This is a genomic window from Kribbella sp. CCNWLW201 (assembly GCF_037203805.1).
GTDB lineage: Bacteria > Actinomycetota > Actinomycetes > Propionibacteriales > Kribbellaceae > Kribbella.
Window position 1 is genome coordinate 569,087 of the sequence record NZ_JBBCBQ010000002.1, and the last position, 23,126, is coordinate 592,212.

Annotated in this window: 27 protein-coding genes; 9 read left to right on the forward strand and 18 right to left on the reverse strand. The window is 68.6% G+C overall.

Features of this window, described 5'->3' with window-relative positions:
• Positions 1-108 precede the first annotated feature (108 nt).
• The gene (locus V9K99_RS12470; protein WP_337002093.1) at positions 109-1,983 is read right to left on the reverse strand and encodes an AfsR/SARP family transcriptional regulator; all 1,875 of its coding nucleotides are present in this window, start codon (positions 1,981-1,983) and stop codon (positions 109-111) included.
• A 30-nt stretch (positions 1,984-2,013) separates the two neighbouring features.
• Between V9K99_RS12470 and V9K99_RS12475 the strand changes: the two genes are divergently transcribed.
• Positions 2,014-2,925, forward strand: coding sequence for an alpha/beta fold hydrolase (locus tag V9K99_RS12475; RefSeq protein WP_337002091.1), 912 nt, complete (start codon positions 2,014-2,016; stop codon positions 2,923-2,925).
• Here V9K99_RS12475 and V9K99_RS12480 read toward each other — a convergent pair.
• Positions 2,840-4,111 (reverse strand): amidohydrolase family protein, encoded by a 1,272-nt coding sequence (locus V9K99_RS12480; protein WP_337002089.1) that lies wholly within the window; start codon positions 4,109-4,111, stop codon positions 2,840-2,842. The two genes, V9K99_RS12475 and V9K99_RS12480, sit on opposite strands and share 86 nt — an antisense overlap.
• A gap of 80 nt (positions 4,112-4,191) precedes the next feature.
• Between V9K99_RS12480 and V9K99_RS12485 the strand changes: the two genes are divergently transcribed.
• Complete coding sequence (locus V9K99_RS12485) at positions 4,192-4,680, forward strand: MarR family winged helix-turn-helix transcriptional regulator (protein WP_337002087.1); 489 nt, start codon at positions 4,192-4,194, stop codon at positions 4,678-4,680.
• A gap of 45 nt (positions 4,681-4,725) precedes the next feature.
• Here V9K99_RS12485 and V9K99_RS12490 read toward each other — a convergent pair whose 3' ends face one another.
• The 4 genes from V9K99_RS12490 to V9K99_RS12505 form a co-directional block, all read right to left on the reverse strand.
• Complete coding sequence (locus tag V9K99_RS12490) at positions 4,726-4,941, reverse strand: helix-turn-helix domain-containing protein (protein WP_337002085.1); 216 nt, start codon at positions 4,939-4,941, stop codon at positions 4,726-4,728.
• Between the two features lie 118 nt (positions 4,942-5,059).
• The gene (locus V9K99_RS12495; RefSeq protein ID WP_337002084.1) at positions 5,060-6,235 is read right to left on the reverse strand and encodes an acetoin utilization protein AcuC; all 1,176 of its coding nucleotides are present in this window, start codon (positions 6,233-6,235) and stop codon (positions 5,060-5,062) included.
• 47 nt (positions 6,236-6,282) lie between these two features.
• Entirely contained in the window at positions 6,283-6,777 is a 495-nt protein-coding gene (locus V9K99_RS12500) for a GNAT family N-acetyltransferase (RefSeq protein ID WP_337002082.1), read from the reverse strand.
• A gap of 10 nt (positions 6,778-6,787) precedes the next feature.
• The gene (locus V9K99_RS12505) at positions 6,788-6,943 is read right to left on the reverse strand and encodes a hypothetical protein (RefSeq protein WP_337002080.1); all 156 of its coding nucleotides are present in this window, start codon (positions 6,941-6,943) and stop codon (positions 6,788-6,790) included.
• A gap of 527 nt (positions 6,944-7,470) precedes the next feature.
• On the opposite strand from V9K99_RS12505, the gene V9K99_RS12510 reads away from it, so the two are divergent.
• From V9K99_RS12510 to V9K99_RS12520, 3 genes are all read left to right on the forward strand, one after another.
• Positions 7,471-8,163, forward strand: coding sequence for a hypothetical protein (locus tag V9K99_RS12510; protein ID WP_337002078.1), 693 nt, complete (start codon positions 7,471-7,473; stop codon positions 8,161-8,163).
• A 186-nt stretch (positions 8,164-8,349) separates the two neighbouring features.
• The gene (trpS, locus tag V9K99_RS12515) at positions 8,350-9,369 is read left to right on the forward strand and encodes a tryptophan--tRNA ligase (protein WP_337002076.1); all 1,020 of its coding nucleotides are present in this window, start codon (positions 8,350-8,352) and stop codon (positions 9,367-9,369) included.
• Complete coding sequence (locus V9K99_RS12520) at positions 9,366-10,112, forward strand: endonuclease/exonuclease/phosphatase family protein (protein WP_337002074.1); 747 nt, start codon at positions 9,366-9,368, stop codon at positions 10,110-10,112. Before trpS ends, V9K99_RS12520 begins: the two co-directional genes overlap by 4 nt.
• Here the strand turns inward: V9K99_RS12520 and V9K99_RS12525 are convergent.
• Positions 10,098-11,000: a TIGR03560 family F420-dependent LLM class oxidoreductase gene (locus tag V9K99_RS12525; RefSeq protein ID WP_337002072.1), complete on the reverse strand. Its 903-nt coding sequence runs from the start codon at positions 10,998-11,000 to the stop codon at positions 10,098-10,100. The genes V9K99_RS12520 and V9K99_RS12525 overlap by 15 nt on opposite strands.
• Before the next feature lie 9 nt (positions 11,001-11,009).
• Positions 11,010-11,369: a winged helix-turn-helix transcriptional regulator gene (locus V9K99_RS12530; protein WP_337002070.1), complete on the reverse strand. Its 360-nt coding sequence runs from the start codon at positions 11,367-11,369 to the stop codon at positions 11,010-11,012.
• 51 nt (positions 11,370-11,420) lie between these two features.
• Here V9K99_RS12530 and V9K99_RS12535 point away from each other — a divergent pair, with 51 nt between their 5' ends.
• Positions 11,421-11,855 (forward strand): TIGR03618 family F420-dependent PPOX class oxidoreductase, encoded by a 435-nt coding sequence (locus V9K99_RS12535; protein WP_337002068.1) that lies wholly within the window; start codon positions 11,421-11,423, stop codon positions 11,853-11,855.
• A 7-nt stretch (positions 11,856-11,862) separates the two neighbouring features.
• On the opposite strand, the gene V9K99_RS12540 is transcribed toward V9K99_RS12535, so the two are convergent.
• Positions 11,863-12,477 (reverse strand): hypothetical protein, encoded by a 615-nt coding sequence (locus V9K99_RS12540; RefSeq protein WP_337002066.1) that lies wholly within the window; start codon positions 12,475-12,477, stop codon positions 11,863-11,865.
• Positions 12,478-12,558: 81 nt separating this feature from the next.
• A complete protein-coding gene (gene proC / locus V9K99_RS12545) occupies positions 12,559-13,362 on the reverse strand; it encodes a pyrroline-5-carboxylate reductase (protein WP_337002064.1) in 804 nt (267 codons plus the stop codon).
• 104 nt (positions 13,363-13,466) lie between these two features.
• Here proC and V9K99_RS12550 point away from each other — a divergent pair, with 104 nt between their 5' ends.
• Entirely contained in the window at positions 13,467-14,030 is a 564-nt protein-coding gene (locus V9K99_RS12550) for a hypothetical protein (RefSeq protein WP_337002062.1), read from the forward strand.
• Positions 14,031-14,039: 9 nt separating this feature from the next.
• Here V9K99_RS12550 and V9K99_RS12555 read toward each other — a convergent pair whose 3' ends face one another.
• The gene (locus tag V9K99_RS12555; RefSeq protein ID WP_337002060.1) at positions 14,040-14,969 is read right to left on the reverse strand and encodes a proline dehydrogenase family protein; all 930 of its coding nucleotides are present in this window, start codon (positions 14,967-14,969) and stop codon (positions 14,040-14,042) included.
• 166 nt (positions 14,970-15,135) lie between these two features.
• Between V9K99_RS12555 and V9K99_RS12560 the strand changes: the two genes are divergently transcribed.
• Entirely contained in the window at positions 15,136-16,170 is a 1,035-nt protein-coding gene (locus V9K99_RS12560) for a DUF695 domain-containing protein (protein WP_337002058.1), read from the forward strand.
• 255 nt (positions 16,171-16,425) lie between these two features.
• On the opposite strand, the gene V9K99_RS12565 is transcribed toward V9K99_RS12560, so the two are convergent.
• From V9K99_RS12565 to V9K99_RS12590, 6 genes are all read right to left on the reverse strand, one after another.
• Positions 16,426-17,163 (reverse strand): ABC transporter permease, encoded by a 738-nt coding sequence (locus tag V9K99_RS12565; RefSeq protein ID WP_337002056.1) that lies wholly within the window; start codon positions 17,161-17,163, stop codon positions 16,426-16,428.
• Positions 17,160-17,882 (reverse strand): ABC transporter ATP-binding protein, encoded by a 723-nt coding sequence (locus V9K99_RS12570; protein WP_337002054.1) that lies wholly within the window; start codon positions 17,880-17,882, stop codon positions 17,160-17,162. The genes V9K99_RS12565 and V9K99_RS12570 overlap by 4 nt, the downstream gene beginning before the upstream one ends.
• A gap of 146 nt (positions 17,883-18,028) precedes the next feature.
• The gene (locus V9K99_RS12575; RefSeq protein ID WP_337002052.1) at positions 18,029-18,619 is read right to left on the reverse strand and encodes an HDIG domain-containing metalloprotein; all 591 of its coding nucleotides are present in this window, start codon (positions 18,617-18,619) and stop codon (positions 18,029-18,031) included.
• Positions 18,619-19,521 carry a TetR/AcrR family transcriptional regulator gene (locus tag V9K99_RS12580; RefSeq protein ID WP_337336389.1) on the reverse strand — a complete coding sequence of 301 codons (903 nt, stop codon included), beginning with the start codon at positions 19,519-19,521 and terminating at the stop codon, positions 18,619-18,621. The genes V9K99_RS12575 and V9K99_RS12580 overlap by 1 nt, the downstream gene beginning before the upstream one ends.
• On the reverse strand, positions 19,518-20,369 hold the full coding sequence (locus tag V9K99_RS12585; protein WP_337002048.1) for a sugar phosphate isomerase/epimerase family protein: 852 nt from the start codon (positions 20,367-20,369) through the stop codon (positions 19,518-19,520). The genes V9K99_RS12580 and V9K99_RS12585 overlap by 4 nt, the downstream gene beginning before the upstream one ends.
• Positions 20,370-20,405: 36 nt before the next feature.
• Positions 20,406-21,338 (reverse strand): Ppx/GppA phosphatase family protein, encoded by a 933-nt coding sequence (locus tag V9K99_RS12590; RefSeq protein WP_337002046.1) that lies wholly within the window; start codon positions 21,336-21,338, stop codon positions 20,406-20,408.
• Positions 21,339-21,425: 87 nt separating this feature from the next.
• Between V9K99_RS12590 and V9K99_RS12595 the strand changes: the two genes are divergently transcribed.
• Positions 21,426-22,163, forward strand: a complete 738-nt coding sequence (locus tag V9K99_RS12595; protein ID WP_337002044.1) for a hypothetical protein — start codon at positions 21,426-21,428, stop codon at positions 22,161-22,163.
• Here V9K99_RS12595 and V9K99_RS12600 read toward each other — a convergent pair.
• Positions 22,156-23,112 carry an NAD-dependent epimerase/dehydratase family protein gene (locus tag V9K99_RS12600; protein ID WP_337002042.1) on the reverse strand — a complete coding sequence of 319 codons (957 nt, stop codon included), beginning with the start codon at positions 23,110-23,112 and terminating at the stop codon, positions 22,156-22,158. The two genes, V9K99_RS12595 and V9K99_RS12600, sit on opposite strands and share 8 nt — an antisense overlap.
• Positions 23,113-23,126: the final 14 nt, after the last annotated feature.

Genomic DNA, 23,126 nt, shown 5'->3' on the forward strand with positions numbered 1-23,126 from the left:
TCAATCCTGGTCGACCGCACTGCGACCACTCTGTGAGCACCCTGGGAGCTTCCTGTGAGCGTCCACTCCGCCCGCTGGGTAGTCCGAAACCGGCTCGCCGGACGAGTTCTAGAGGTAGGTGGCTACTGGGCCGAGGGTTAGGAGGCCTGAGCCGGCTCCGGCTTGTTCTGATGCGGCAGGAGCCAGTGCGGCTCGGGCGCGGGCCAGCGGTTGCTGCTGGTCGAGTGCCTTGGCTGCGTGGGCTGTCAGGCACCAGAGTGCTTCCAGCAGAAGGCCTGGCGGAGGTTCAGGAATGACCTGCAGAGCTGCGGTCGCTTCAGCTTGATGCCCCTGCGACAGCAGGACGAGTGGGTGGACCCACGGCTCATACGGGCCGTAGTCGGCGTCGGGTACCGGCAGGCTATGCCGGACGTGGTGACAGGCGAGAGCCAGCGGCAACAGGCCCTCCTGCAACCCAGGCATGCCCGCGCCCTCCAGCAGCTCGGCTGCTTTGCGGTAGGCCGGCTCTGTGTCCAGGCGCATGGCCCGATACCAAGTGGTGAAGACGCTGACCAGTGGGAGCTCGTGACGTGCAGCCAGCGTTTCGGCGGCAGCGGCGTGAGTGTCGGCTGCTGGGAAGTCGTCGAGGGCGCTGCAGGATTGCAGGCGGATGAGATGTCCCAGCACTTCATAGGTGGCGAGTCCATGGCGCTGGGACAGGGCAACGAGTTCGGCGCCGATGGCCGAGCGTTGGGGGGCGAGGCCAGCCCGGTGGCAGCTCTGCATGAAGACACCGTTCAGCGCGAACCCGAGCAACGCCGGATCGCCCACCCCACGGGCAATCTCCTCCGCCTCACGCGCCGCCTCCGCAGCCCGGGGTTCCCGCGAGCCGCGCGACTCGAGCGCGATCGTGGCAAGGAGCCGGGCCCGGGTCGCCGGGTGCTGCTGCGTTCGCAGAGCGCGCTCCGCCGCCGCAACAATCGCAGCAGCCTGCGCCTCATCGTCAGACCGCGTCCAGATCGCTGGTACGTCGTACGCACCGATAACTCTCGCGGTCAGGTCAGGATCACCGAGCTCCTCGGCCGCAGTCACCGCGGCAAGTCGGTGGCGCCGCGCAGCCTCGAGCCCGCCGCCTCCTGTCACCGCGAGGTTTCGCAGCAACCCCACCGTCGACTCCAGTCGCGCTCGAGCGCCTGCACCGACAGTGCGGTCGTAGGCAGCGGTTGCCTCTTCCCACACTCGTCCTGCCGAGACAGGTTCCAAGTGCTCGGCCTGGTTGAGTATGTCGGTCTCCAGCCGGCTCAACGCAGTACCTGGGTCCACACCGAGCTGGTCGATCAGCATCGCGCGGGCACGACGCAGTACCGCGAGAGCATCGCCCTGACGACCAGTCCGGTACAGCGCGAGGGCCAGCAACCGCCATGCCTCCTCACGCCACGGGTGTTCGGTCACATGGGCATCCAGCTCGGGCACAGCCTCAGCTGCCAGGCCTAGTGCTAGCCGAGCCTCAGCCTGGCGCTCCACAGCTCTCAGCCGCAGCTCAGTGAGCCGTGAGCGCTCCGCCTGCGCCCAGTCCTCCTCCGCGAAGTCGGCGTACGCCGGACCACGCCACAACGCCAGCCCTTTCGAGAGCTCAAGCAGCCCCGCGGCAGTCACCGCCTTCTCGAACCGCCAAGCGTCGACAGCATCGGTCCGCAAGGCATAACCAGGCCCCTCGGTCACCAGCAGGCGGGCCGGCGTACGCGGAGCCCGGTCCGGTTCCAGCGCGCGTCGCAGCGAGGCCACAAACGTCCGTACGGCGCTCAGCGCACCATCAGGCGGGTCGATCCACAGATCGTCAACCAACTGAGTCGCCGGTACGACGCGACCGCGGGCAACGATCAGCCGGGCCAGCACCGCCCGATGCCGCGGACCCTTCAGGCCGACCGGACGCCCGGCGTCATCCCAGGCCACCACCGGCCCGAGCACCCCGAATTCCACCCGGCCACCGTAGCGCTCATCCACTGCTCATCCGCGTCCGGAAGGCTGATAACCATGAAGATCACCGGATTCGACTACCAGCGCGTCCCCGGCGCGGGCGGTGTCTCGCTGAACGTCGCCGTCGGCGGCTCGGGTACGCCGATCGTCCTGCTGCACGGGTTCCCGCAGACGCACCTGATGTGGCGCGACGTCGCCACCGACCTGGCCGCCGACCACACCGTCATCTGCCCCGACCTCCGCGGGTACGGCGCGAGCGACAAACCGGCCGACGACTATGCGAAGAGGACCATGGCCGCCGACATCGTGGCTGTGGCCCGCGAACTCGGTCACTCGACCTTCGCCCTGGCCGGCCACGACCGTGGCGCGCTCGTCGCCTTCCGGGCCGGGCTCGACCATCCGGACGTGATCACGCACCTGATGTGCCTCGACGTACTGCCGACCCTCGACATGTGGGACGTGATGCACGGGACCAGCGCCGCTGTCGGCTTCCACCTGTTCCTGATGGCCCAACCGCCCGGCCTGGCCGAGACCATGATCGCCGCCAGCGCGGACACCTTCTTCGGCCACTTCCTTACTCTCTGGGCGAAAGACAGTGAGGCGATCCCGGCCGACGTCCGCGCCGCCTACCTGGACGCCTCCCGGGCCGCCGTTCCGTCGATCGTCGCGGACTACCGCGCCTCGGCGACGATCGACGTCACGCACGACCAGGAAGATCTTGCTGCAGGCAACAAACTGCGGATGCCGGTGTCAGTGATCCAGCAGGACTGGGGCGCGGCGCTCGGCTTCGACGCCCAGGCCCTGTGGCGCGCCTGGGCGTCCGATCTCCACCACCAAACGACTTCCGCCGGTCACTTCATGGCCGAGGAGTCGCCGGCAGAGATCACGACCGCTGTTCGCGCCCTGCTGAGCCGAGATAGGCAGCCGACTCCGCCAGCGCGTCGAGAGCACCAGCCAGCGGTGGACTGACCAGCTCACCGTTGCGCTTGACCGCCGTACCGCCGACGAAAACCGTATCCACGTTGCCGGGATGCGCCGAGGTGACGACGGTCGCGATCGGATCGCCGAGGTGCGCGACCAGGTTGATGTCCGTACTGCGCAACAGCACGAGATCGGCCTGGTTGCCCACGGCAAGCGAACCGACGTCGGTCTGGCCGAGGGCGCGAGCGCCTTCCAGGGTGGCGATCCGCAGTACGTCGGCCGCCGTGAACGCCTGGTAGCCGAGGGCGAGGAGCTCGCGCATCGCGGCGAACATGTCGCCGGCCGCGGTCGTCACGACGTCGATGCCCAGACTGAGGTTCACTCCGGCGGACTGCAGCCGGCCGGCCAGTGGCGCACCGATCTCCATCCGCGCCTCGACCGACGGCGTCACCGAGACCGCCGCGCCGGACTCGGCGATCAGCTTGAACTCGGAGTCCGGGAGGTTGTTGCCGTGCACGTACAGCGTGTTCGACCGCAACAGTCCGGCATCACGCAGCCGGGTGATCGGATCCGTGGCGAGCGAACTGCTGCTGATGTGCACCACGACCGGCAACCCGAGCGAGTCGGCCAGCTCCCAGTCGGCCCGGACGGTCTCGAACGGCGCGAACGACGGCCCGATCGCGGCCACGGCGAGACCGATCCGCTCCGACGCCCGATCCATGATCCGCCGCATCCCGTCCGGACTCACCGCACCACCGCCCAACGGGGACGGTCCGTAGCCGAAGACCGCCCTGATTCCGCTGTCCTGCAAGGCATCCAGCGCCGCGTCGGCATGGGCATCCGACGACTGCACGTGCGAGAAGTCCTGCACCGTGGTGACGCCGGCGTTCAAACACTCCAACGCACCCACGAGGTTGCCTGCAGCAACATCTTCGGGACGGAAGTGGGCACCGTACCCGCCGAGCACCCGCTCGAAGTACAGACCGAGGTCCCCGTCGGCGGCCACTCCGCGCAACGCCGTCTGCCACAGATGCCGATGCGTGTCCACGAACCCCGGCAGCACGATCCGCTCGGTCGCGTCGATCACCTCGACGCCGGCCGCCTCGACATCCGCGATCAACGTCGGCCCGACGGCGGCGATCCGCCCGTCCTCGATCAGTACGTCGGTCGCCCGCCGGGCCACCACCTCCGGGTCGGTGTCGATCACCAGGCCACCACGCAGCAATGTCCGCATGCACTTCTCCTCACTAGAAAGCTTTAAAGAAAGCTATCACCAAAGCCACTTAGACTGTCAACAGACGGGAAGGAGACTCGGTGGACGACAGCGGCGATCGGGTGGATCGGTTGATCGCCTCGTGGCAGCGGGAGTTGCCGGAGGTGCTCTACCCGACGAGTGAGCTGACCAAGCGGATCATGGTGCTCGGGGCCGAGCTGAACGAGGCGACCCGGCGGGTGCTGCGCGATGTCGGGCTCACCACCGCGGAGTTCGACGTGATCGTGTCGCTCCGACGGTCAGGAGCGCCGTACCGGCAGAAGCCGTCCGACCTGAGCCGCAACCTGCTGCTGTCGTCCGGCGGGACCAGCAATGTGACGAACCAGCTGGTCCGGCGCGGCCTCGTCGTCCGCGAACCCGACCCCGAGGACGGCCGCGGGACCCAGATCCGGCTCACCGACGACGGCAAGGCCCTCGCCGAGCGCGCGGTCCAGGCCAGCGCGGCCGCTCACCACGCACTGCTGGCGGACATCCCGGACGAGACGGTCAAACAGGCCAGCGCCGCGCTGCGAGAGCTGTTCCAGACGTAGCGAAGCGGCCGGTCCCGAAGGATCCGGCCGCCTCGCGTCTCGTGGTTATCCGGCTTGAAAGTAGGCGCCCTTGAGGTAATCGTGCACGGCGTCCTCGGAGACCCGGAACGAACGACCCACCCGCACCGCGGGCAGCTCACCGGAGTGCACCAACCGGTACACCGTCATCTTGGACACGCGCATGGCCGTGGCGACCTCCGCCACGGTCAGAAACTTCACCTCGGCGAGCGGCGACTCACCACCGGACTTCTTTGATGCCATTGCGCACCGCACTTCCAGCACGGATCGTGCGCCGGCTTCCCCTCCGGCACCTCCGTCCGTGCATGCAACGAGCGTAGTGGCTGTTGGTACGAATGGGAAAGAGGGGGACTCGTGTGACTCAATAAGACGGGTCGAGACCGAGCAGCGGGAAGCTGATGTCGCGGGTCGCCTTGATCGAGCGGTCCAGCCAGGTGTCCGGGTTGTAACCGGTCGACCAGTCGTCGTACGACGCGTCCCGGCCGTCCGTCATCCGCAGCGGCGCGGTCCGCGCGAATCGGATCCGGACGTCCTCGCGCCACGACTCCGGCACCGGCGTCTGCGGGTCGATCGGGTGGCCCGCCACGATCGCGAGCAGGTGACTCCAGGCCCGCGGTACGACGTCGATGATCGCGTACCCGCCACCACCGGTCGCCACCCACTTGCCCTCGGTGACCTCGTGCGCCAGATCGTGCAGGGCCATGTACGCCGCCCGCTGCCCGTCGACCGATTTCGTCAAGTGGGCCAAGGGGTCCTCGACATGTGAATCACACCCGTGCTGGGTGACCAGAATCGACGGCCGGAACGCCCTGACCACGTCCGGAACGATCGCGTGGAACGCCCGCAGCCAGCCGGCATCGCCCGTCCCCGGTGGCAGCGGAATGTTGACCGCCGTACCCTCTGCACCCGGCCCACCGGTCTCCCCCGCACTCCCGGTGCCGGGAAACAGCGTGGTGGGCGACTCGTGCAGGCTCACGGTCAGCACCCGCGGATCGTCGTAGAACACCGTCTGCACGCCGTCCCCGTGGTGCACGTCGACATCGACGTACGCGACCCGCTCGGCACCGTGGTCGAGCAGCCACTGGATCGCGATGGCCGGATCGTTGTAGACACAGAAACCGCTTGCTGCGTCAGGCATCGCGTGGTGCAGGCCGCCGATGATGTTGGCGGCGTGCAGTACGTCGCCCTCCCACACCGCCCGGGCCGCCTCGACGGAGGCGCCGACCACGTGCGCGGACGCCTCGTGCATGTTCGGGAAGCAGTAGGTGTCCTCGGTGCCGAGACCGTGCTCCTGGTCCGGCTGATCGGGGTTCTCCCCCGCGCGTTTGACCGCGGCGATGTACTCGGCGGTGTGCACGGTCCCGATCAGCGCGTCATCGGCGATCGGGGCCGGCACGACCTTCAGCAGATCGAGTACGCCGAGCGCCCGGGCCAGCCGCACCGTCAGATCCACCCGGATCGGACTCATCGGGTGCCCATGGCCGAAGTCGTACGCCGTCAGACCGTCGTCGAAGACCAGCATCGCCTCACCACTCATGCCCCCGACCTTAACCGTCGGCGCCCTCTCGCGGGCTTGCGAGTGAGCTACAGGGTCTGGGACATCAGGGTGAGGCGGCGGTCCGGGTTGCCGAAGGTTTCGGTGCGGCCGGTGGGGAGGAAGCCGGCTCGGCGGTAGAAGGCGGCGGCTCGGGGCGCGGCGTCGTACACCCAGAGGAGCAGGCGCTTGAAGGACTGCTCGCGCGACCAGGTGACGAGCTCGGTGGTGAGTGCGTCGGCCACGCCGTGACCGCGGCACTCCGGGGAAACCCACATCGCGAGCATCAAGGCGGCGTCGGGGTCGCGCTCTTCCTCGCCGGCCTGGACGCCGGTGACCATGCCGGCCGCGTGACCGTCGACCTCGGCCAGCAGGGTGACCTTGTCGGTCGCGCGGAGCCGGGCGCGCCAGTCGGCCTCCATCAACGCGACCGAGTCCTGGTAGGTCGTGTAGAACGACTCGGGCGCATCGATCAACGCCCGCAGGCGTATCTCCCGCAAGGCCGCCCAGTCGTCCTCGCCCAGCCTGCGCACAGTCACCGTCACAGGATCATCCTCACAGGTCCTTGCCGCCGACCAGCCGACCGGCCTCATCCACCGCGAACACCTGTACCCGCTCGAACTTCGGATTCCCCGGCCGGAACCACCGCCGACCGCGCCAAGGAATGCTGCAGTTCGACAGGACGTATTCGACCACTGCCCGGCGACGCACGCCTGACCAGACCGGTAATGCGGCTCGACCGCCCGACACGTCCTGTCGATCTGCACACGTCAGCCCGGATCACCCGTGATCGCCGGAACCGTGGACAGCAATCACCCGGGTCGGAAGCGGGCGGCGCGACACCCCTCCAAGGCCGCGCCGGCCACACTTCCGCAGGGTCTGCTCCACCTGATGGCTTCCCGGTCGAGCACAGGCCCCACAGGCGGTCGACCAGGTCGATCTAATGGCTACTGGGAGTCACAAGTGGCCCTGCAGACGGTCTATCGGGCTGGGACTGCAAGGCGTTACAAGATTTGCAGGATGCTGCAAAACCGGCTGCGATTCGATTGCGGAGGGTTACGGGCTGGCGGTCTAGTCCTGTACTCTGCCCGGCCTCTCCAGGCGGCGTGCAACTTAATGCAACGTTGAGCATTGGACTTGCGCTGAGTAGCGATCAGGCCCCACAGTTCCGTCCCGTGAGGAAGCCCGTGAGCTCGATGAGACCCAATCGACGGCAAATCTTCACGGTCGGGGCCGCGGTGGCTGCCTCTTCCGTGGCCGTCTCCACCGCAACCGCCACGGAGGCGGCAGCCGCGACGACCAGCGGGCCGTACGGCTCCGGCGTACTCGGTTCCTGGTCCAGCGCGACCCGGGCGATCTCGACGGCGGCGCAGGTCCAGCGCGTCCGCGAGACCAACGGCGTGTACATGTTCGGCGACAGCATCTCCGTCCAGGACGGAAAGGCGCTGGCGACCCGGCTGCTGAACCGCGACGGCACCCAGCTGGCCGTGCACAACTGGTCCAGCCGGCCCACCTCCGGCGCGGTCGACGCGCTGCAGCAGTGGGCGTCGACGTACGGTCTGCCGCGCCGGATCCTGATGGCGAGCGGGTCGAACGACATCTTCGACCCGCCGAAGTTCGCGGCGCAGGTCGACCGGGCGATGAGTATCGTCGGCCCGAACCGGACGCTGTACTGGGTCAATATCCAGGTCGTCCGCAAGGGCCAGACCGCAGTCGTGCAGCTCGCCGATCAGCGCAACAGCTCCTGGCTCAACATGCAGCTGTACGACGCCCAGGAGAAGTACCCGAACCTGCGGATCATCCGCTGGGCCGAGTGGCTCTGGGTCAAGCCGTACCGCCTGACCAACTACCTCCGCGACGGCGTCCACCCCACGATCCCGCTCGGTCAGGACGCCCGCAACGAGCTGATCGTCCAGGCCCTCACCCAGTGACAACCGGGCTGGCGCGTTGTCCTGCGCTCCGGCTAGGCTTGATGACGTGAACACGAACTTGCAGCTGTGGTGGGCCGCCTAGGGCGGTCCCCCAGCGTGTTCGCACGCATCCATGAGGCCGTCTCACCGAGGCGGCCTTTTTCATGTCCTCCCTCGGTGGGGCTCCACACACCGAAGGGCACTGACATGACCTCGCTATCCGGCATCACCCCGTCCGGCCGACTGACGCTCGGCAACCACCTCGGCGCCTTGCGCCGGTTCACCGACCCGGACGGGTTCTACTTCGTCGCGAACCTGCACGCGATGACGACCAAACACGATCCACGAAGACTCACCACGCTCACCCGGGAGTTCGCCACCCTGATGCTCGCGGCCGGAGTCCCCGAGGGCACCGTGTTCATCCAGTCCGACGTCCCCGCGCACGCCCAGCTCGCCTATCTGCTGGAGTGCACGTCGTACGTCGGCGAGCTGTCCCGGATGATCCAGTACAAGGAGAAGGGCAACGGCCGGCCGATGACGCGGGCCTCGCTGTTCACGTATCCGTGCCTGATGGCCGCGGACATCCTGCTGTACGGCGCGAAACAGGTCCCGGTCGGCGGTGACCAGGACCAGCACGTCGAGCTGGCCAGAGACATCGCGATCCGGTTCAACCGCGAGTACGGCGAGACGTTCGTCGTACCGCAGCTGGCGAAGGCGGCGCTGGCGACCCGGGTCAAGGATCTGGCCAATCCGACCACCAAGATGAGCAAGTCCGATGTCGACGACGCGGTGGGGACGATCCGGCTGCTCGACCCGCCGGACGTGATCCGCCGGCAGATCATGCGGGCGGTGACGGACTCCGAGAACGAGGTCCGGCACGACGAGGCGGCGAAACCCGGTGTCACCAATCTGCTCGAGATCCTGGCCGCCTGCACCGACGGCGATCCGGTCGCGCTCGCATCGTCGTACTCGTCGTACGGCGCGTTGAAGCAGGACGTGGCGGACGCGGTGCTGGCGGTGATCGAGCCGCTGCAGAAGGAGTACGCGCGACTGGCGACCGATCCGGGGGCGATCGACGGGCTGCTGGCGCAGGGGCGGGACCGGGCGATCGAGGCGAGCCGGCCGCGGTTCGAGGCGGCGGTCCGGGCGATGGGGCTGTCCGGGACCAATGCCGCACCGACCGGATCGGGTGTGGCTGGATCGGGTTTGGCAGGATCGGCGCCATGAAGATTCGCGCCGCCACGTTCAACATCCGCAACTCCTCCGCTCCGGATGGCGACAACGCCTGGCCGGTACGGCGGAAGGCGACGGTGGCGGCGATCGAGGAACTGGACGCGGACGTGGTCGGGCTGCAGGAGGTGCTGCCCGACCAGCTCGAGTACCTGCGCTGGCGGTTCTCGCGGTACGAGATCGTCGGCGTCGGCCGGGACGACGGGATGAGCGCGGGTGAGCATTCGGTCGTCCTGGTCCGGCCGGGCGACTGGAAGCTGCACGAGCACGAGACCCGGTGGCTGTCCGACGATCCGGGTACGCCGGGGTCGGTGGGCTGGGACGCGGACCTGACCCGGATCGCGACGCTGGTCTGGTTGCGGCACCTGAACGGTACGACGATCGGCGTCGCGAACACGCACTACGACCACGCCGGCGAGGTCGCGCAACTGCAGTCGTCGCGGCTGATCGCTCGCTGGATCTCCGGCGGGTTGCCGTGGATCGTGATGGGCGATCTGAACGCGACGCAGGACTCACCGCCGCTGAAGGCATTGACGTCGTCCGGTCTGCGGAACGCCGTACCGCTCGAGGCCGGCGGGAGCTGGCACGACTTCACCGGCGCGGAGGACGACGACCGCATCGACCACATCCTGGTGACGGAACACTGGAAAGTGGTCGACGCGGCCGTGTCCCATGCCCGGCCGGGCGGGCGACTCCCGAGCGATCACTGGCCGGTCGTCGCCACACTAGAGCTTGGCTAGTACTTCTTCCCGCAGCCGTTCGAGGGCGTCGAAGCGGCGGTTCCCGGTGCCGAGGAACGCATCCGGCACGAGCAGCTCGTCGATCCCGGCGGCCGGGTACTGCGCGACCGTGTCGAGCACCTCCTGCGCCGACCCCATGATCACGTGCATCCCACGCCCCTCGAGCCGCTCCTTGCGCTCGACCGCCTCGGTGTCACCCGGTACGACGACCTCGAGGATCGTCTGCGCGGATCGCCGTACCGTCTTCGGATCGCGGCCGATCTTCGCGCAGTGCTCGGCGAACACGGTGCCCTTGTGCGCGGCGAGCTCGGGCCGACCCCAGTGGTTCCACTCGTCGGCGTACCGCGCAACGATGCCCAAGGCAACCTTTTCGCCGGCGGCGCCGATCAGGATCGGCAGGTGCGCCGGCTTCGGCTCGAGCGGAGCGTTCTCGAGCTGGTAGTAGGTGCCGTCGAAGGTCGTGCGTTCCTCGGTCAGCAGACCCTTGATGACCTGGCAGGCCTCCTCGAACCGGGCCAACCGCTGCCGGACCGGCGGTAGCTCGATCCCGTAGACCTCGTGCTCGTTGATCTGCCAGCCGGCCCCGATCCCGAGGACAAAGCGGCCTTGGCTCATCTGGTCGATCGTGGCGGCCTGGTTCGCGACGACGGCCGGATGGCGGTACGTGTTGCCCAGCACCATCGAGCCGATCCGCACCCGCTCGGTGCGTGCCGCGAGACCGGCGAGCAACGCGAGGCATTCGTTGACCGGGACCGACAGGTCGTCCCCGTTCTGCATGAAATGGTCGGCTATCCACACACCGTGCCATCCGGTGCGCTCGGCGTACTCAGCTCCGTCGAGCACTTCCTGCCAGGTCCGGGAGGCGGCGGGCCACAAAGAGAAGTCCATGCTGCGACCCTATGTTCCGCTTTCCTGCGCCTCCAGGACGGCCTCACCGTTGTCCTCGGCCCAGGTGGTGAGCATCCGGATCGGTCCCATCAAGGTGCGTCCGAGCTCGGTCAACTCGTACTCGACTCGTGGTGGCACACCGCCGAAGTCCTGCCGCCGTACCAGCCCATTCGCCTGCAACCTGCGCAGCGTCTGGGTGAGCACCTTCTTCGAGATCCCGCCGATCAACGTGACCAACTCGGAGTGGCGCCGCGGCCCGTCGTTCAGGCCCCAGAGCGCGACCACCGCCCACTTGTCCGCGATCACCTCGACCGCCAACCGCGCCGGGCAGTCGGCCAGAAAGACGTTGCCAGGATCGATACCTCTCACGGCGATCCAGGGTACCCAGAGGTTCCCACGGCGCTGTCTACCGTCTCTGCCATGTCAGGCCTACCGGAAAGCACCCACAGACTGTTCACCGAACCGAAGAACGTCACGATCATCACCCTCGACCCGGACGGCTCGCCCCAGGCGTCCCTCGTCTGGGCCGAACGCGACGGCGACCAACTCCTGATCGGCATCGAACAAAAGCACCGCAAAACCCGAAACCTGCAACGCGATCCCCGCGTCACCCTGCTCGTCCAAGACGACCGGACCAGCCCTCGCGGCCTCACCCAATACCTGGTCCTCCGCGGCACCGCAAAACTGGAAGGCCCCGGAATCCCCACGGAGTACAAAGCCCTGATGGACCAACAATCCCAGCGCTACCTGGGAACGCCCGATTTCCCGTACGGCGACGGCATCTTCGCGAACGCCATGATCGCCCGGATCACCATCGACCGGGTGAGCGGCGAGGGGCCGTGGGGCGGGCGCTGAGCCTGGGTCAGACGATCTGCCAGCGGATGAGGAAGGCGCCTACTGAGAGGACGAGGTAGGTGAGGACCAGGAGGGTGCCGATGCCTGGGCGGGGGCGGTGGCGGCGGGTCGGGTGGGCCGCGGCCTGGTGGTGGAGGGCATGCATGACGGCGGCTACGTGGGCGGTTTTGTCTTTCGGGATGCCGTTGATCTCGTTCTCGTCTTGGCCGCGGACCAGGACGACGTTGTCGTCGCCTACTTCGATGCGGTCGACGTCCTGCCAGGCGAGGCTGCGGATGAGCATGCTGGTGCGGGCCTTGAGGGCGGTCGACGTCAGCACCACGCGGTAGAGGACCACGCCGCCGGCGACCCGGACGACCGACGCGCCGATGATGGTGAGGAGGCCGACGGCGAGCATGTCGCGGGCGCCCATCCAGAGCCAGGAGTTCAGTGCCGGTACGGCGATGAACGGGGTGACGAACAGCGCCCAGGCCCACCACGGCGCCGGATCCAACGGCACCCGCCACGGCAACTCCGGTACGGCGACCTGCTCCAGCGGCCCGGCGGCGTTGGGCTGCCCGTCCGTTGCATTCACCTCTGCGGGCGCAGGCGTGGCGGCCGGATCCACCGAACGATTACCCATGGGCGGGACCATAGTCGACTCATCCCTCGATCACGGCAGGAAACTGCGGCGCTAACAATAACGGCCGCCGCGGCTGAGGTGTTACTCGGCGGCGAGGGCGCGCGAACGGTTGCGGGCTGCTTCGATGGCTGAGAGGAAGGCCGCGCGGACCTTGTGGTCTTCCAGCTCGCGGATGGCGGCTGCCGTCGTACCGCCCGGGGACGTCACCCGCTCGCGCAGGACGGTCGGGTGCTCGCCGGTCTCGCGCAGGAGCTTGGCTGAGCCGACAACGGTCTGTACGACGAGCTCGGTCGCGGTGCTGCGGGGCAGGCCCATGTGGACGCCGGCCTCGATCATCGCCTCGACGACGAAGAAGAGGTACGCCGGTCCGGACCCGGAGATCGCGGTCACTGCGTCCTGCTGCTTCTCCGGGACCCGGAGCACCCGGCCGGTCGCCGCCAACAGGCTCTCCGCCAGCTCGAGGTGGCTCTCGTCGCAGTGCGCACCGCGGGAGATCGCCGCCATCCCCTCGTCCACCAGGGCGGGGGTGTTCGGCATGACCCGGACCACGGCGACGCCCTCCGGCAGCCGGGACTCGATGAAACCGGTGGTGACACCCGCGGCCATCGACACCACGGTCTGCGACGCCACGACCGCCGGGGCGATCTCGCTGAGCAGGTCGGCCATGTCCTGCGGCTTCACCACCAGGACCAGGGTCTCCGCCTTCGCCGCCGCGTCCACGTTGGACACGACGTCGACGCCGTACCGCTCGCGAAGCTCAGCGGCACGCTCCTCCCGGCGCTCGGTGATCAGGAGCTCCTCCGGTCGCCGCCCGGCCCGAATCAGCCCGGACAGCAACGTCTCCCCCATCACACCGGCCCCGAGAATGGCCACCCGACTAGTCATGGTCGACACATTACTGATGAACTGCCCAAGACATCCGGGCGACTGCTCATCAGGCGGGACTTAGGCTGCGGGGGCGCCTGTCCAACCGCCCCGGAGGACCGACCATGAATGTGCGCTCCAAGTTGCTCACCGCTGCCGCCGCCGGCCTGTTCCTGCTGACCGCCGGCCTCACCGAAGCCACTGCCACCGACTACCATCCACGCAGCTCGACCGCGGCCGCATCAACCGCCAACACCGCACCAACCACCGCCGCTGCACCGACCGCAGACGCCGACGCCGATGACGACGACACGAGCACACCGACCAACCCGACCCTCGCGACGGCCGGCGCGTCCGGGTTCGCCGCGGCACTCGTGCCGAACTACGACGAGTGCCGGTTCGAAGGAACCAACGTCGGCTCCACCTGCTACCAGTGGGTCGGTGACGACCAGTGGGTCATGGACGGTTGGACCAACGGATGGGCAGCAGTCGCCCACGTCCAGACCAACTACGGCAAGGACCGGTACTGCCAAGCGCGGCCATCCGCCGAAGGCTGGGACTACTGCAAGTTCGACCACCAGGAGGGCAAGTGCGTCCGGATGCGGATGTACGAGCTCAAGGACGGTGTGACCCGCAACTGGGGTGGCTGGAGCGCGTGGTACGGCACGTCCTACGGCTGGCCCTGCTGAGCCGCCGTACTACTTCTTGCTGATGAGCGACCGGGCAAAGAACTGCAGGTTGGCCGGTCGCTCGGCAAGGCGTCGTACCAGGTAGCCGTACCAGTCCTCGCCGTACGGGATGTAGATGCGGACGGTGTGGCCCTGCGAGGCCAGCCGGAGCTGCTCCTCGGGGCGGATGCCGAAGAGCATCTGGTACTCGAAGCTGCCCGGCCGGCGGTTGGCGCGGTCGGCGAGCGCACCGGCGATCGCGATCAGCCGCGGGTCGTGCGAGGCGATCATCGGGTAGCCGGCGCCGTTCATCAGCACCTTCATCGCCCGGACGTACGCCTTGTCCACGGCCCGCTTGTCCTGGAACGCGACCGACTCCGGCTCCTTGTACGCGCCCTTGCAGAGGCGGACCCGGGAGCCCGCGTGGGCGAGGTCGTGGCAGTCCGCCTCGGTCCGGCGCAGGTAGGCCTGCAGCACCGCACCGGTCTCCGGGAAGTCCTGGCGCAGCTCGCGCAGGATGCTCAGGGTGGAGTCGGTGGTGGTGTGGTCCTCCATGTCGAGGGTGACCGTCGTACCGGCGTTGCGGGCCGCGTGGCAGATGGTCCGCGCGTTCTCCAGCGCGATCTTCTCGCCGTCGCCGGGCAGCGCCTGGCCGACCGCGGACAGCTTCACCGAGACCTCGGCGTTCTTGGTCAGGCCGGCCTCGGACAGCTGCCGGAGCAGCTCCAGGTACGCGTCCGCGGTGGCGGTCGCGGCGGCCAGGTCGGTGACGTCCTCACCGAGGTGGTCGAGGGTGACGTACAGGCCGTTGCTGACCAGCTTCTCGGTGGCCAGCACGGCCTCCGGAGCGGTCTCGCCGGCCACGAACCGCGCGACGATGCCACTGGACACCGGGAGCGACGAAACGGCCTTCTTGATCTGGGGGCTGCGGGACATGCCCAGCAGGACTCGCCGAAGCACTACGTGTTCCTCCTCATCAACCCACCCGGCCCCGTATGCCAGTGGTGTCAGCAGGTTACGCGCCTGAACCGAACGCTCCCTAATCGTGTGTCCGGGACCACACCACCAGGTCCACTGGTTCGGTCACAGCCTGTGCTCGCACCCCCGCACGGGAGAGGATGTGAGTATGCCCATCTTCAAGCGGCGCAAGCGCATCGCGGTGGACGCTGATCCGATCGGCGCGTTCTGGTCCTGGTGGACCGAGTCCGGAGCGGTGCTGGTCGCCGACGCGATCGCCCGCCGGCAGCCGACCGACACGAGCGCTGCGCTGACCGACTACCTCGGGCGGATCCACCCCAACCTCGAGTGGGAGCTGGGGCCCGGCCTGCACGCCAAGCACGTGCTGATCGTCACCGCGGCCGGCGACCCCGGCCTGCGAGCGACCGCACGACGCTGGCTGCGCGCGGCGCCGCCGTCTGACCAGACCTGGGAGTACGCCGACCTGCGCCGACCCGGACCGGCCTTCACCATCCGCTTCGACGGGCTGCCGCCGATCGCGATCGACGAGGCCGTCGTCACAGTCGAACTCGACGCGGCCGCTATCGATGTCGGCGTACACCATCCAGCCTTCCCCGAACTGCCGATCGACGTCCAGCGGCGGGTGACATTCCTGATGCTCGACCTCGTCCTCGGCGAGGAGATGGTGGAGACCTGGGTCGGCGCGATCGACACCCTCACCGACGCACCCGCCGACGCGAAGCCGATCGAGACGCTGCTGCCCGCAGTCGCGTCGTTCGCGGCCGAGCACACACTCGATGACGGCAGCCCGGCCTGGAAAATGCTCGAAGGCATCCGCGACGGCCACCGCCTGATCGCCACCGCCGAGTACCCACTCCGCTCGATCCGCCGCCCCCACCTCGACACGCACACCGCGGTGTCGATCGGCTATCCGGTACGGCGTGAGGACGGCCTGCCGGAGGCGGACATGCTGGACGAACTGCGCCAGTTCGAAGACCACCTCACCGACCGCCTCGGCGGCTCCGGCAACCTCCTCGCCCACGAAACCTCAGCCGGAACCAGGATCCTGCACTACTACGTCGACGGTACGACGCCCGCCGGCGAACAACTCAAAGCCGCCAGCACCGGCTGGCCCCACGGCAAAGTCACCGTAGCCGTATCCCCCGACCCCGCCTGGACCAACGTCTCCCACCTATCCGGCTGACCCACGCGCCGACTGGGGTCACGTTGCCGCCGCGACCGGCGTGGCGGACCGCAGGAGTTCGTCGAGTCGTGGATCCGTGTCGGCGGGAGTCTTTGGCGACTGGAATCCACGACTCGGCGGCCCGGCGTGGCCCCGACCGGAGCGGCCGGGACCACGTCGTAGTCGACCGAGCGGCGGGAGCCGCGCAGAAGGGGGCGGGTGGGAGCGATCGGCGTAGCACGCGACGGCTGGAGCGGCCGTAGCCGGAGCGTGGGGCTATGCGGTGCGGCGGCGGAGGGTTGCTGCGCCGAGTCCGAGGGCCGACAGGATGAAGGCGATCACCACCAAGGCATCCATCCCGGCTCCCGAGCCGAAGCCGTTGCCTAGGGCAACTCCGGTGACGGCGTCGACGGCGTAGGACAGGGGGAGTACGTCGCTGATCGCGTGCAGGATGCCGGGGAGTTGGTCGCGGGGGACGAGGAGGCCGCAGAGGAGGATCTGGGGGATCATCACGGCCGGCATCATCTGGACGGCCTGGAACTCGGTGGCCGCGAAGGCGCTGGCGAACAGGCCGAGCGCCGTACCCAGGACGCCGTCGAGGACTGCGACCACGCCGAGTTGCCAGGCGTCGCCGCGGATGTCGAGGTCCAGTGCATAGAGGGCGATCGACACGACGACGAGGGCTTGCACGACGGCGATCAGTGCGAAGGCCAACGCGTACCCGAGCAGGAAGTCGAGTTTGCCCATCGGCATCGTGAACAGTCGCGAGAGTGTGCCGGTGGAGCGTTCGCGCAGGGTCGCGACCGAGGTGACGACGAACATGATGATGGACGGGAAGACCGCGAGCAGCGGCCCGCCGACTCGGTCGAAGGTGGCCGGTGAATCGGTGAACATCCACCACATCAGGCTGACCAGCAGGGCCGGCAGCACGATCAGCATCGCGACTGTGCGGTGGTCGCGGCGCAGTTGGGCGAGGACTCGCGCGGCGACGGCGAAGGTGACCCGGAGCGTCATCGCGCATCCGCCTTTCGGTCGATCAGGGTGAGGAAGACCTGCTCGATGTCATCGGTACCGACCGAGTCGAGCAGGGCTTGCGGGGTGTCGTCGGCGAGCAGGTCGCCGTCGCGCATCAGCAGCAGCCGGTCGCAACGGCTCGCCTCGTCCATCACGTGACTGGAGACGAGCAGCGTCGCGCCCTGCTCCGCCAACTGATGGAACAGATGCCAGAGGTCACGCCGGAGCACCGGATCGAGGCCGACGGTCGGCTCGTCGAGCACCAGCAACTCGGGGTTGCCGAGCAGCGCGGCGGCGAGCGAGGCGCGGGACTCTTGACCGCCGGACAACTGGTCGACCCGGACGTCGGCGTGCGAGCGCAGATCCACTGCGTCGATCACCCGATCGACGTCACTGGCCGGCACCCCCAGGACCGCGGCGAAGAAGCGGAGGTTCTCCGTCACGGTGAGATCGCGATACACACTCGGCTCTTGGGTGACGTAGCCGATCCGGCCGCGCAACTTGGGCGCTCCGGCGGGTTCACCGAGTACGGCGACGTCGCCGGTGACCTTGGCCTGGAGGCCGACGATCGCCCGGATCAGCGTCGTTTTGCCACAGCCGGACGGCCCGAGCAGCCCGGTCACCGTCCCGGCCCGGAGGTCGAACCCGACCCCGTGCAGGACCTCCCGGTCGCCGCGGACCACCACGACGTCCCGGCAACTCACCGCGTTTTTCATCATGTGATGAATTTAGCGCGCGACGAGTCAGTTGGCAACAGGGTGATGGGACCGAACGACAGGAGGTGGGCCGAGGAAACCGGCTTCCCCGGACACGGCTCCGCGTGAGCGCACGCCCGTGGAGCCAGTACGTCCTGTCCTTCGGTCCCTCAGATCACCGTGTGGCCGGCGGTGGAGCTCAGGGGCTCCAGGTCCGGGTCGCCGTACCGGCGGCGGAGGCTGTCGAACGCGACCACCTTGTCCGCGCCCCAGCGACCGACCCCGCCGGCGTACGTGTCGCCGCAGACGAAGACCGGCGGTGTCCGCTTGCTGTGGAACTTGTCGGCGTACATGACGAGCTCCTCCTCGGGCGATCTGGGGGTGTAGTCGTCGACCGGGATCGGCAGCGACTGCCGTCGTACGTCGTCACGCGTGATGCCGACGCCAGTGTGCCGGGAGCAGAAGCGGCTGATCTCGTCGGGGAATCCCAAGTCCTGCAGGAGTTCATGCCCGAGTACGCCGTGCCGGACGTAGCCCGCTACCTCGAGTTCACCGGCCGGGCTGTAGAGGCGGTACACCCCGATGTCGTGCAGGAGCGCACCGGCGCGGACCAGATCGGTGTCGACGTCAAGGCCGGTGAAGAACTGTTCGGCGATCTGGCAGACGAGCTCGCAGTGGTGGTACACCGACGCGAAGGCTTCGCGGGTCGGGGCGTGATCGCGATGCAGGGCACGGATCTCGCGGTCGGTCGGGATCCGCATCAGCCGGTGAGGTGGAGCTGCAGGACGGGGCCCAGGCGGTCGATCAAGGTGGCGAGGTCGACGGAAGCGACCGGCTCGAGGTTGACCAGGTAGCGCGCCATCGCGATGCCGATGAGCTGGGTCGCGGCCAGGGTGACGCGGAGCTGGGCGTCGGGTACGTCGAGGGTGCGCGACACCGGCTGGATGATCATCTGGGTGATGCCCTCGCGCATGATCCTGGCGACCTCGTCACTGCTCACCACGCTGCGGAAGATCGCCTTCATTCGCTGCTGGCCGTCGGGCGACTCCCAGACGCCGAGGAACACGGTCGCGATCCGCCGGCCGAGCTCGTCCCGCGGGCCGTCGACGATTCGCGCGGCCACCTGACGAGGGTCGACCGGCAGCGCCATCGACTCGATGAACAGCTCGTCCTTGCTGTCGAAGTAGTGATGCACCAGGGCCGCGTCGACACCGGCCTCGCGGGCGATCGCGCGGATCGAGGTGGCGGTGAAACCCTTGGCGGCAAAGGAATCCCGGGCCGCACGCACGATCTCACCACGAGTGTCGGGCCCACCCGGACGACGCCCGGGCCGCCCGTTCCCCGCACCACCGGCGGCCGACTTCCCCGTACCTGCGTCGGCCGGCTTCCCCGCACCACCGGCGGCCGGCTTCCCCGCACCACCGGCGGCCGACTTCCCCGCACCACCGGCGGCCGACTTCCCCGCACCACCGGCGGCCGGCTTCCCCGCACCACCGGCGGCCGACTTCCCCGCACCACCGGCGGCCGACTTCCCCGCACCACCGGCGGCCGACTTCCCCGTACCTGCGTCGGCCGGCTTCCCCGCAGCACCGGCGGGCGGCGACTTCGCCGTACCGCGGCCGGATGCCGGCTTCGCCGTACCGCCGGCCGAGGGTCGGGTCATGTGGTGAGCTCCGAGATCTCTCCTTCGGGGGTGACGGCGAAGGAGGATCGCCGGGAGGTGCGGACGAAGTGCTTGCGGGTGAACTCGAGCGACTCGACCAGGTCGACCTCGCGTTCGGACCGGCTGGTCGCACGCCGGGTGTTGATCTCGATGATGATGTGGCCGCGGAAGTCCTGGTTGGCCAGGTTGTTCAGCAGATCGGCGGCCCGCTGGGTACCGCGACCGGGCACCAGATGCTCGTCCTTGGCCGAGCCGGTGCCGTCGGTGAGGTGGATGTGGGTGAGGCTCTTGCCCATCGTCGTCGCGAGCTCGACACAGTCCTGCTCGGCCGTCGACGAGTGCGACAGGTCGAGGGTGGTGTGCGCGTAGTCCTGCTCGGTCGGGTCCCAGCTCGGCGCGTACGCCTGCAGGCCGCGGCCAGGCGCGCGCCACGGGTACATGTTCTCGACCGCGAAGATGACCCCGGTCTCGTCCTCCAGCCGCGCGATCCCCTCGACGAACCCGCGCGCGTAGTCCCGCTGCCAGCGGAACGGCGGGTGTACGACGACCACGTCGGCGCCGAGCACCTTCGCGGCCTCGGCACTGCGCTCCAGCTTCTCCCACGGGTCCGTGCCCCAGACTCGCTGCGTGATCAGCAGACACGGGGCGTGGATCGCCAGCACCGGCAGCTGGTGGTAGTCGACCAGCCGCTGGATCGCGTCGATCTGGGTGCTCAGCGGGTCGATGCCGACCATCACCTCGACGCCGTCGTACCCGAGCCGGGCAGCCAGCTCGAACCCGCTCGCCGTCGACTCGGGGTAGACAGACGCGGTCGACAGGCCGATCCGGGCGGTCTTGCTGGTGCTCATCTGGTGCCTTCGCGGTGGTTCGTCAGGGGTGGTGCTTCATCGGGGATCCAACTGGTCGAGCCGGGACAGGATGACACCTTCCCGCAGCGCCCACGGACAGACCTCGAGCGCGGACAGGTCGAACAGGTCCATCACCGCGTCGGCGACCATCGCGCCGGCCAGCAGCTGCGACGACCGGCCGGCCGACACCCCGGGCAGCGCGGCCCGCTCGGCCGCGGACATCTTGGTCAGCTTCGGCATCCAGTCGGCCAGGTCATCCCGGTTCAGCCCGCGCGGCACGTACGGCCCGTCGTCGGACGGTGCGGCCCCGCAGATCCGGGCCAGCGACCGGAACGTCTTGCTGGTGGCCACCGCGCGCTGCGGTCTGCCGGCCCGCAGGACGGTGCCGGCCACCGCGGCCATCTCGATCCGGATCCGCTTCCGCAGCGCCCGGACCGCGTCCTTGTCCGGCGGGTCGGCGGCCAGCCCTTCGCGGGTCAGCCGGCCGGCACCGAGCGGAACCGACACCGCGACCGTCGGCTCCTCGTCGGACCCGGCCGCGATCTCCAGCGACCCGCCTCCTATGTCGAACACCGCCAGGCGGCCAGACGACCAGCCGAACCAGCGTCGTACGGCGAGGAACGTCAGCCGCGCCTCGTCCTCACCGGTCAGCACCTGGAGATCGATCTCGGTCTGCTTGCGGACCCGGTCCAGGACCTTCTCGCCGTTCGGCGCCTCGCGCAGCGCGGAGGTGGCGAACGCGAGCACCGACTCGCAGCCCTTGTCCTCGGCCAGCTCGGCGGCTTCGGTGATGAACGACACCAGCCCGTCGGCCCCGGACTCGGCGATCTTGCCGTCCTGGTCCAGGTGCTCGGCCAGCCGGAGCTCGGTCTTGTGCGAGTACGCCGGCAACGGCGCGGCACCGCGATGAGCGTCCACTACGAGCAGGTGGACGGTGTTGGATCCCACGTCGAGTACGCCGAGCCGCATACCCTCACGCTACTGGACCACCGGAACATCAGCGCGATGTGGAGTCTTCGTTCACAGTTAGAGGGCTTTCGCGCGTACGCTTTCCAGGTGCCTGAGGTTTCTCTCGATTTTCCCCGCGCCTGGGTCGAGTTCATCGATCCGGAAGACCCCGACCAGGTGTTCCGCTGCGACCTGACCTGGCTGACGTCCAACTGGTCCTGCATCTTCGGCGGTGGCTGCCGCGGCATCTACAAGGGCCGGCCGAACGACGGGTGCTGCACCCTCGGGGCGCACTTCTCCGACGATGACGACGAGAAGCGGGTGAAGGCGTACGTCAAGGAGCTGACCAAGGACGACTGGCAGTACCGCAAGGAGGGCCGGAAGAACGGCTGGGTCGAGACCGACGACGAGGGCGATCGCAAGACCCGAGTCTGGGACGGCGCCTGCATCTTCCTGAACCGGCCCGACTTCCCCGGTGGCGGCGGCTGTGCACTGCACGGGCTGGCGCTGAAGAAGGGCGTGCACTTCGTCGAGACCAAGCCGGACGTCTGCTGGCAGCTGCCGATCCGCCGGACCTTCCGCGATGTCGAGCGGCCGGACGGTACGACGTACACCGAAGTCGGGATCGGCGAGTACGACCGGCGCGGCTGGGGTCCGGGCGGGCACGACCTGGACTGGTACTGCACCGGCAACACCGAGGCCCACATCAGTGTCGAGGCCGTCTTCGAGTCCAGCAAGGTCGAGCTGCAGACCCTGATGGGCCACAAGGCGTACGACGTACTGGCGGCGTACTGCCGTGAATACCTGGAAGCCGGCCGGCTCTTGCCGCACCCAGCGTCTAAGTAGTCGCGATCTTCCCGTTGTCGACCAGCCAGCCGATGGCTTCCAGACACGTCTGGAGCGCGGAGTAGCGCGGCCGGAAACCGAGCAGTCGAGCCGCCTTCTCCATCGAGCAGTTCGGGCTGTGCTCGATGTGATCCCAGGTGGCCTGCGCGTCCTGCTTCGGCAGCGTGGCCTGGAACTCGCCGACGGGCAGGAAACCGAGCCGCGCTTCCTGACCGAACCACTCCGCGACTCCATGGGCGTACCCGCGCAGGGTCATCGCACCGTCCGCGACCGCGTGGAAGCTCTCGCCGATCGCGACCGAACGGTTCGCCATCGCGGCGAGGAAGACCCCGGCCACGTCGGCGGCGTGCACGTGGTGGAGCGTCTCCAGGCCGAGGTTCGGCAGCAGTACGTCGACCCCGCGGGCGAGCTTCTCGAAGACGGCGAGGTCGAGGTTTCCCGCCGGGTTGATCGGCGTCCAGCCGGGTCCGCTGATGTGACCCGGGTGGACGATCGTGACCGGCAGCCCGTCGCGGCGCGCCTTGCCGAGCAAGTAGGCCTCGATCGCCGCCTTCTGCACGCCGTAGTCGCCGAAGGGCTTGCGCGGCGCATCCTCCCGGGTCGGGACGGTCATGCTCGGGCCGTGTACCCAGATCGTGCCGCAGTGCAGCAGGTGCTGGATCTTTCCCTCCAGGGCGTCCACCAACTGCCGCGCACTGTCCTCGGTGAAGCAGATCAGGTCGATGACGACGTCGGGCTCCAGCTCGGCGACACGAGTACCAAAGGTGCCCTCGGCATCTTCCGCGTCGCGATCGATCTGGATCATCCGCACCCGGCTCCAGGCGCCATCCGACTGGTACGGCGATCGCTCGCCGCGACTGAGGACGACAACCTCATGCCCGAGCCGCACCAGCTCGGGAACCAGGTACGTACCGATATGACCGGTGCCACCAATGACGACTGTGCGCATGGTCCCCCAGAGTA

Coding starts and splice junctions, on each gene's coding strand:
- V9K99_RS12570 (WP_337002054.1), bottom strand. CDS start 17,882: ATGATGAAAAACGCGGTGAGTTGCCGGGACGTCGTGGTGGTCCGCGGC.
- V9K99_RS12550 (WP_337002062.1), top strand. CDS start 13,467: ATGAATGTGCGCTCCAAGTTGCTCACCGCTGCCGCCGCCGGCCTGTTC.
- V9K99_RS12540 (WP_337002066.1), bottom strand. CDS start 12,477: ATGGGTAATCGTTCGGTGGATCCGGCCGCCACGCCTGCGCCCGCAGAG.
- V9K99_RS12480 (WP_337002089.1), bottom strand. CDS start 4,111: ATGCGGACATTGCTGCGTGGTGGCCTGGTGATCGACACCGACCCGGAG.
- V9K99_RS12535 (WP_337002068.1), top strand. CDS start 11,421: ATGTCAGGCCTACCGGAAAGCACCCACAGACTGTTCACCGAACCGAAG.
- V9K99_RS12575 (WP_337002052.1), bottom strand. CDS start 18,619: ATGCGGATCCCGACCGACCGCGAGATCCGTGCCCTGCATCGCGATCAC.
- V9K99_RS12600 (WP_337002042.1), bottom strand. CDS start 23,112: ATGCGCACAGTCGTCATTGGTGGCACCGGTCATATCGGTACGTACCTG.
- proC (WP_337002064.1), bottom strand. CDS start 13,362: ATGACTAGTCGGGTGGCCATTCTCGGGGCCGGTGTGATGGGGGAGACG.
- trpS (WP_337002076.1), top strand. CDS start 8,350: ATGACCTCGCTATCCGGCATCACCCCGTCCGGCCGACTGACGCTCGGC.
- V9K99_RS12525 (WP_337002072.1), bottom strand. CDS start 11,000: ATGGACTTCTCTTTGTGGCCCGCCGCCTCCCGGACCTGGCAGGAAGTG.
- V9K99_RS12585 (WP_337002048.1), bottom strand. CDS start 20,369: ATGAGCACCAGCAAGACCGCCCGGATCGGCCTGTCGACCGCGTCTGTC.
- V9K99_RS12565 (WP_337002056.1), bottom strand. CDS start 17,163: ATGACGCTCCGGGTCACCTTCGCCGTCGCCGCGCGAGTCCTCGCCCAA.
- V9K99_RS12580 (WP_337336389.1), bottom strand. CDS start 19,521: ATGACCCGACCCTCGGCCGGCGGTACGGCGAAGCCGGCATCCGGCCGC.
- V9K99_RS12475 (WP_337002091.1), top strand. CDS start 2,014: ATGAAGATCACCGGATTCGACTACCAGCGCGTCCCCGGCGCGGGCGGT.
- V9K99_RS12520 (WP_337002074.1), top strand. CDS start 9,366: ATGAAGATTCGCGCCGCCACGTTCAACATCCGCAACTCCTCCGCTCCG.
- V9K99_RS12560 (WP_337002058.1), top strand. CDS start 15,136: ATGCCCATCTTCAAGCGGCGCAAGCGCATCGCGGTGGACGCTGATCCG.
- V9K99_RS12590 (WP_337002046.1), bottom strand. CDS start 21,338: ATGCGGCTCGGCGTACTCGACGTGGGATCCAACACCGTCCACCTGCTC.
- V9K99_RS12490 (WP_337002085.1), bottom strand. CDS start 4,941: ATGGCATCAAAGAAGTCCGGTGGTGAGTCGCCGCTCGCCGAGGTGAAG.
- V9K99_RS12495 (WP_337002084.1), bottom strand. CDS start 6,235: ATGAGTGGTGAGGCGATGCTGGTCTTCGACGACGGTCTGACGGCGTAC.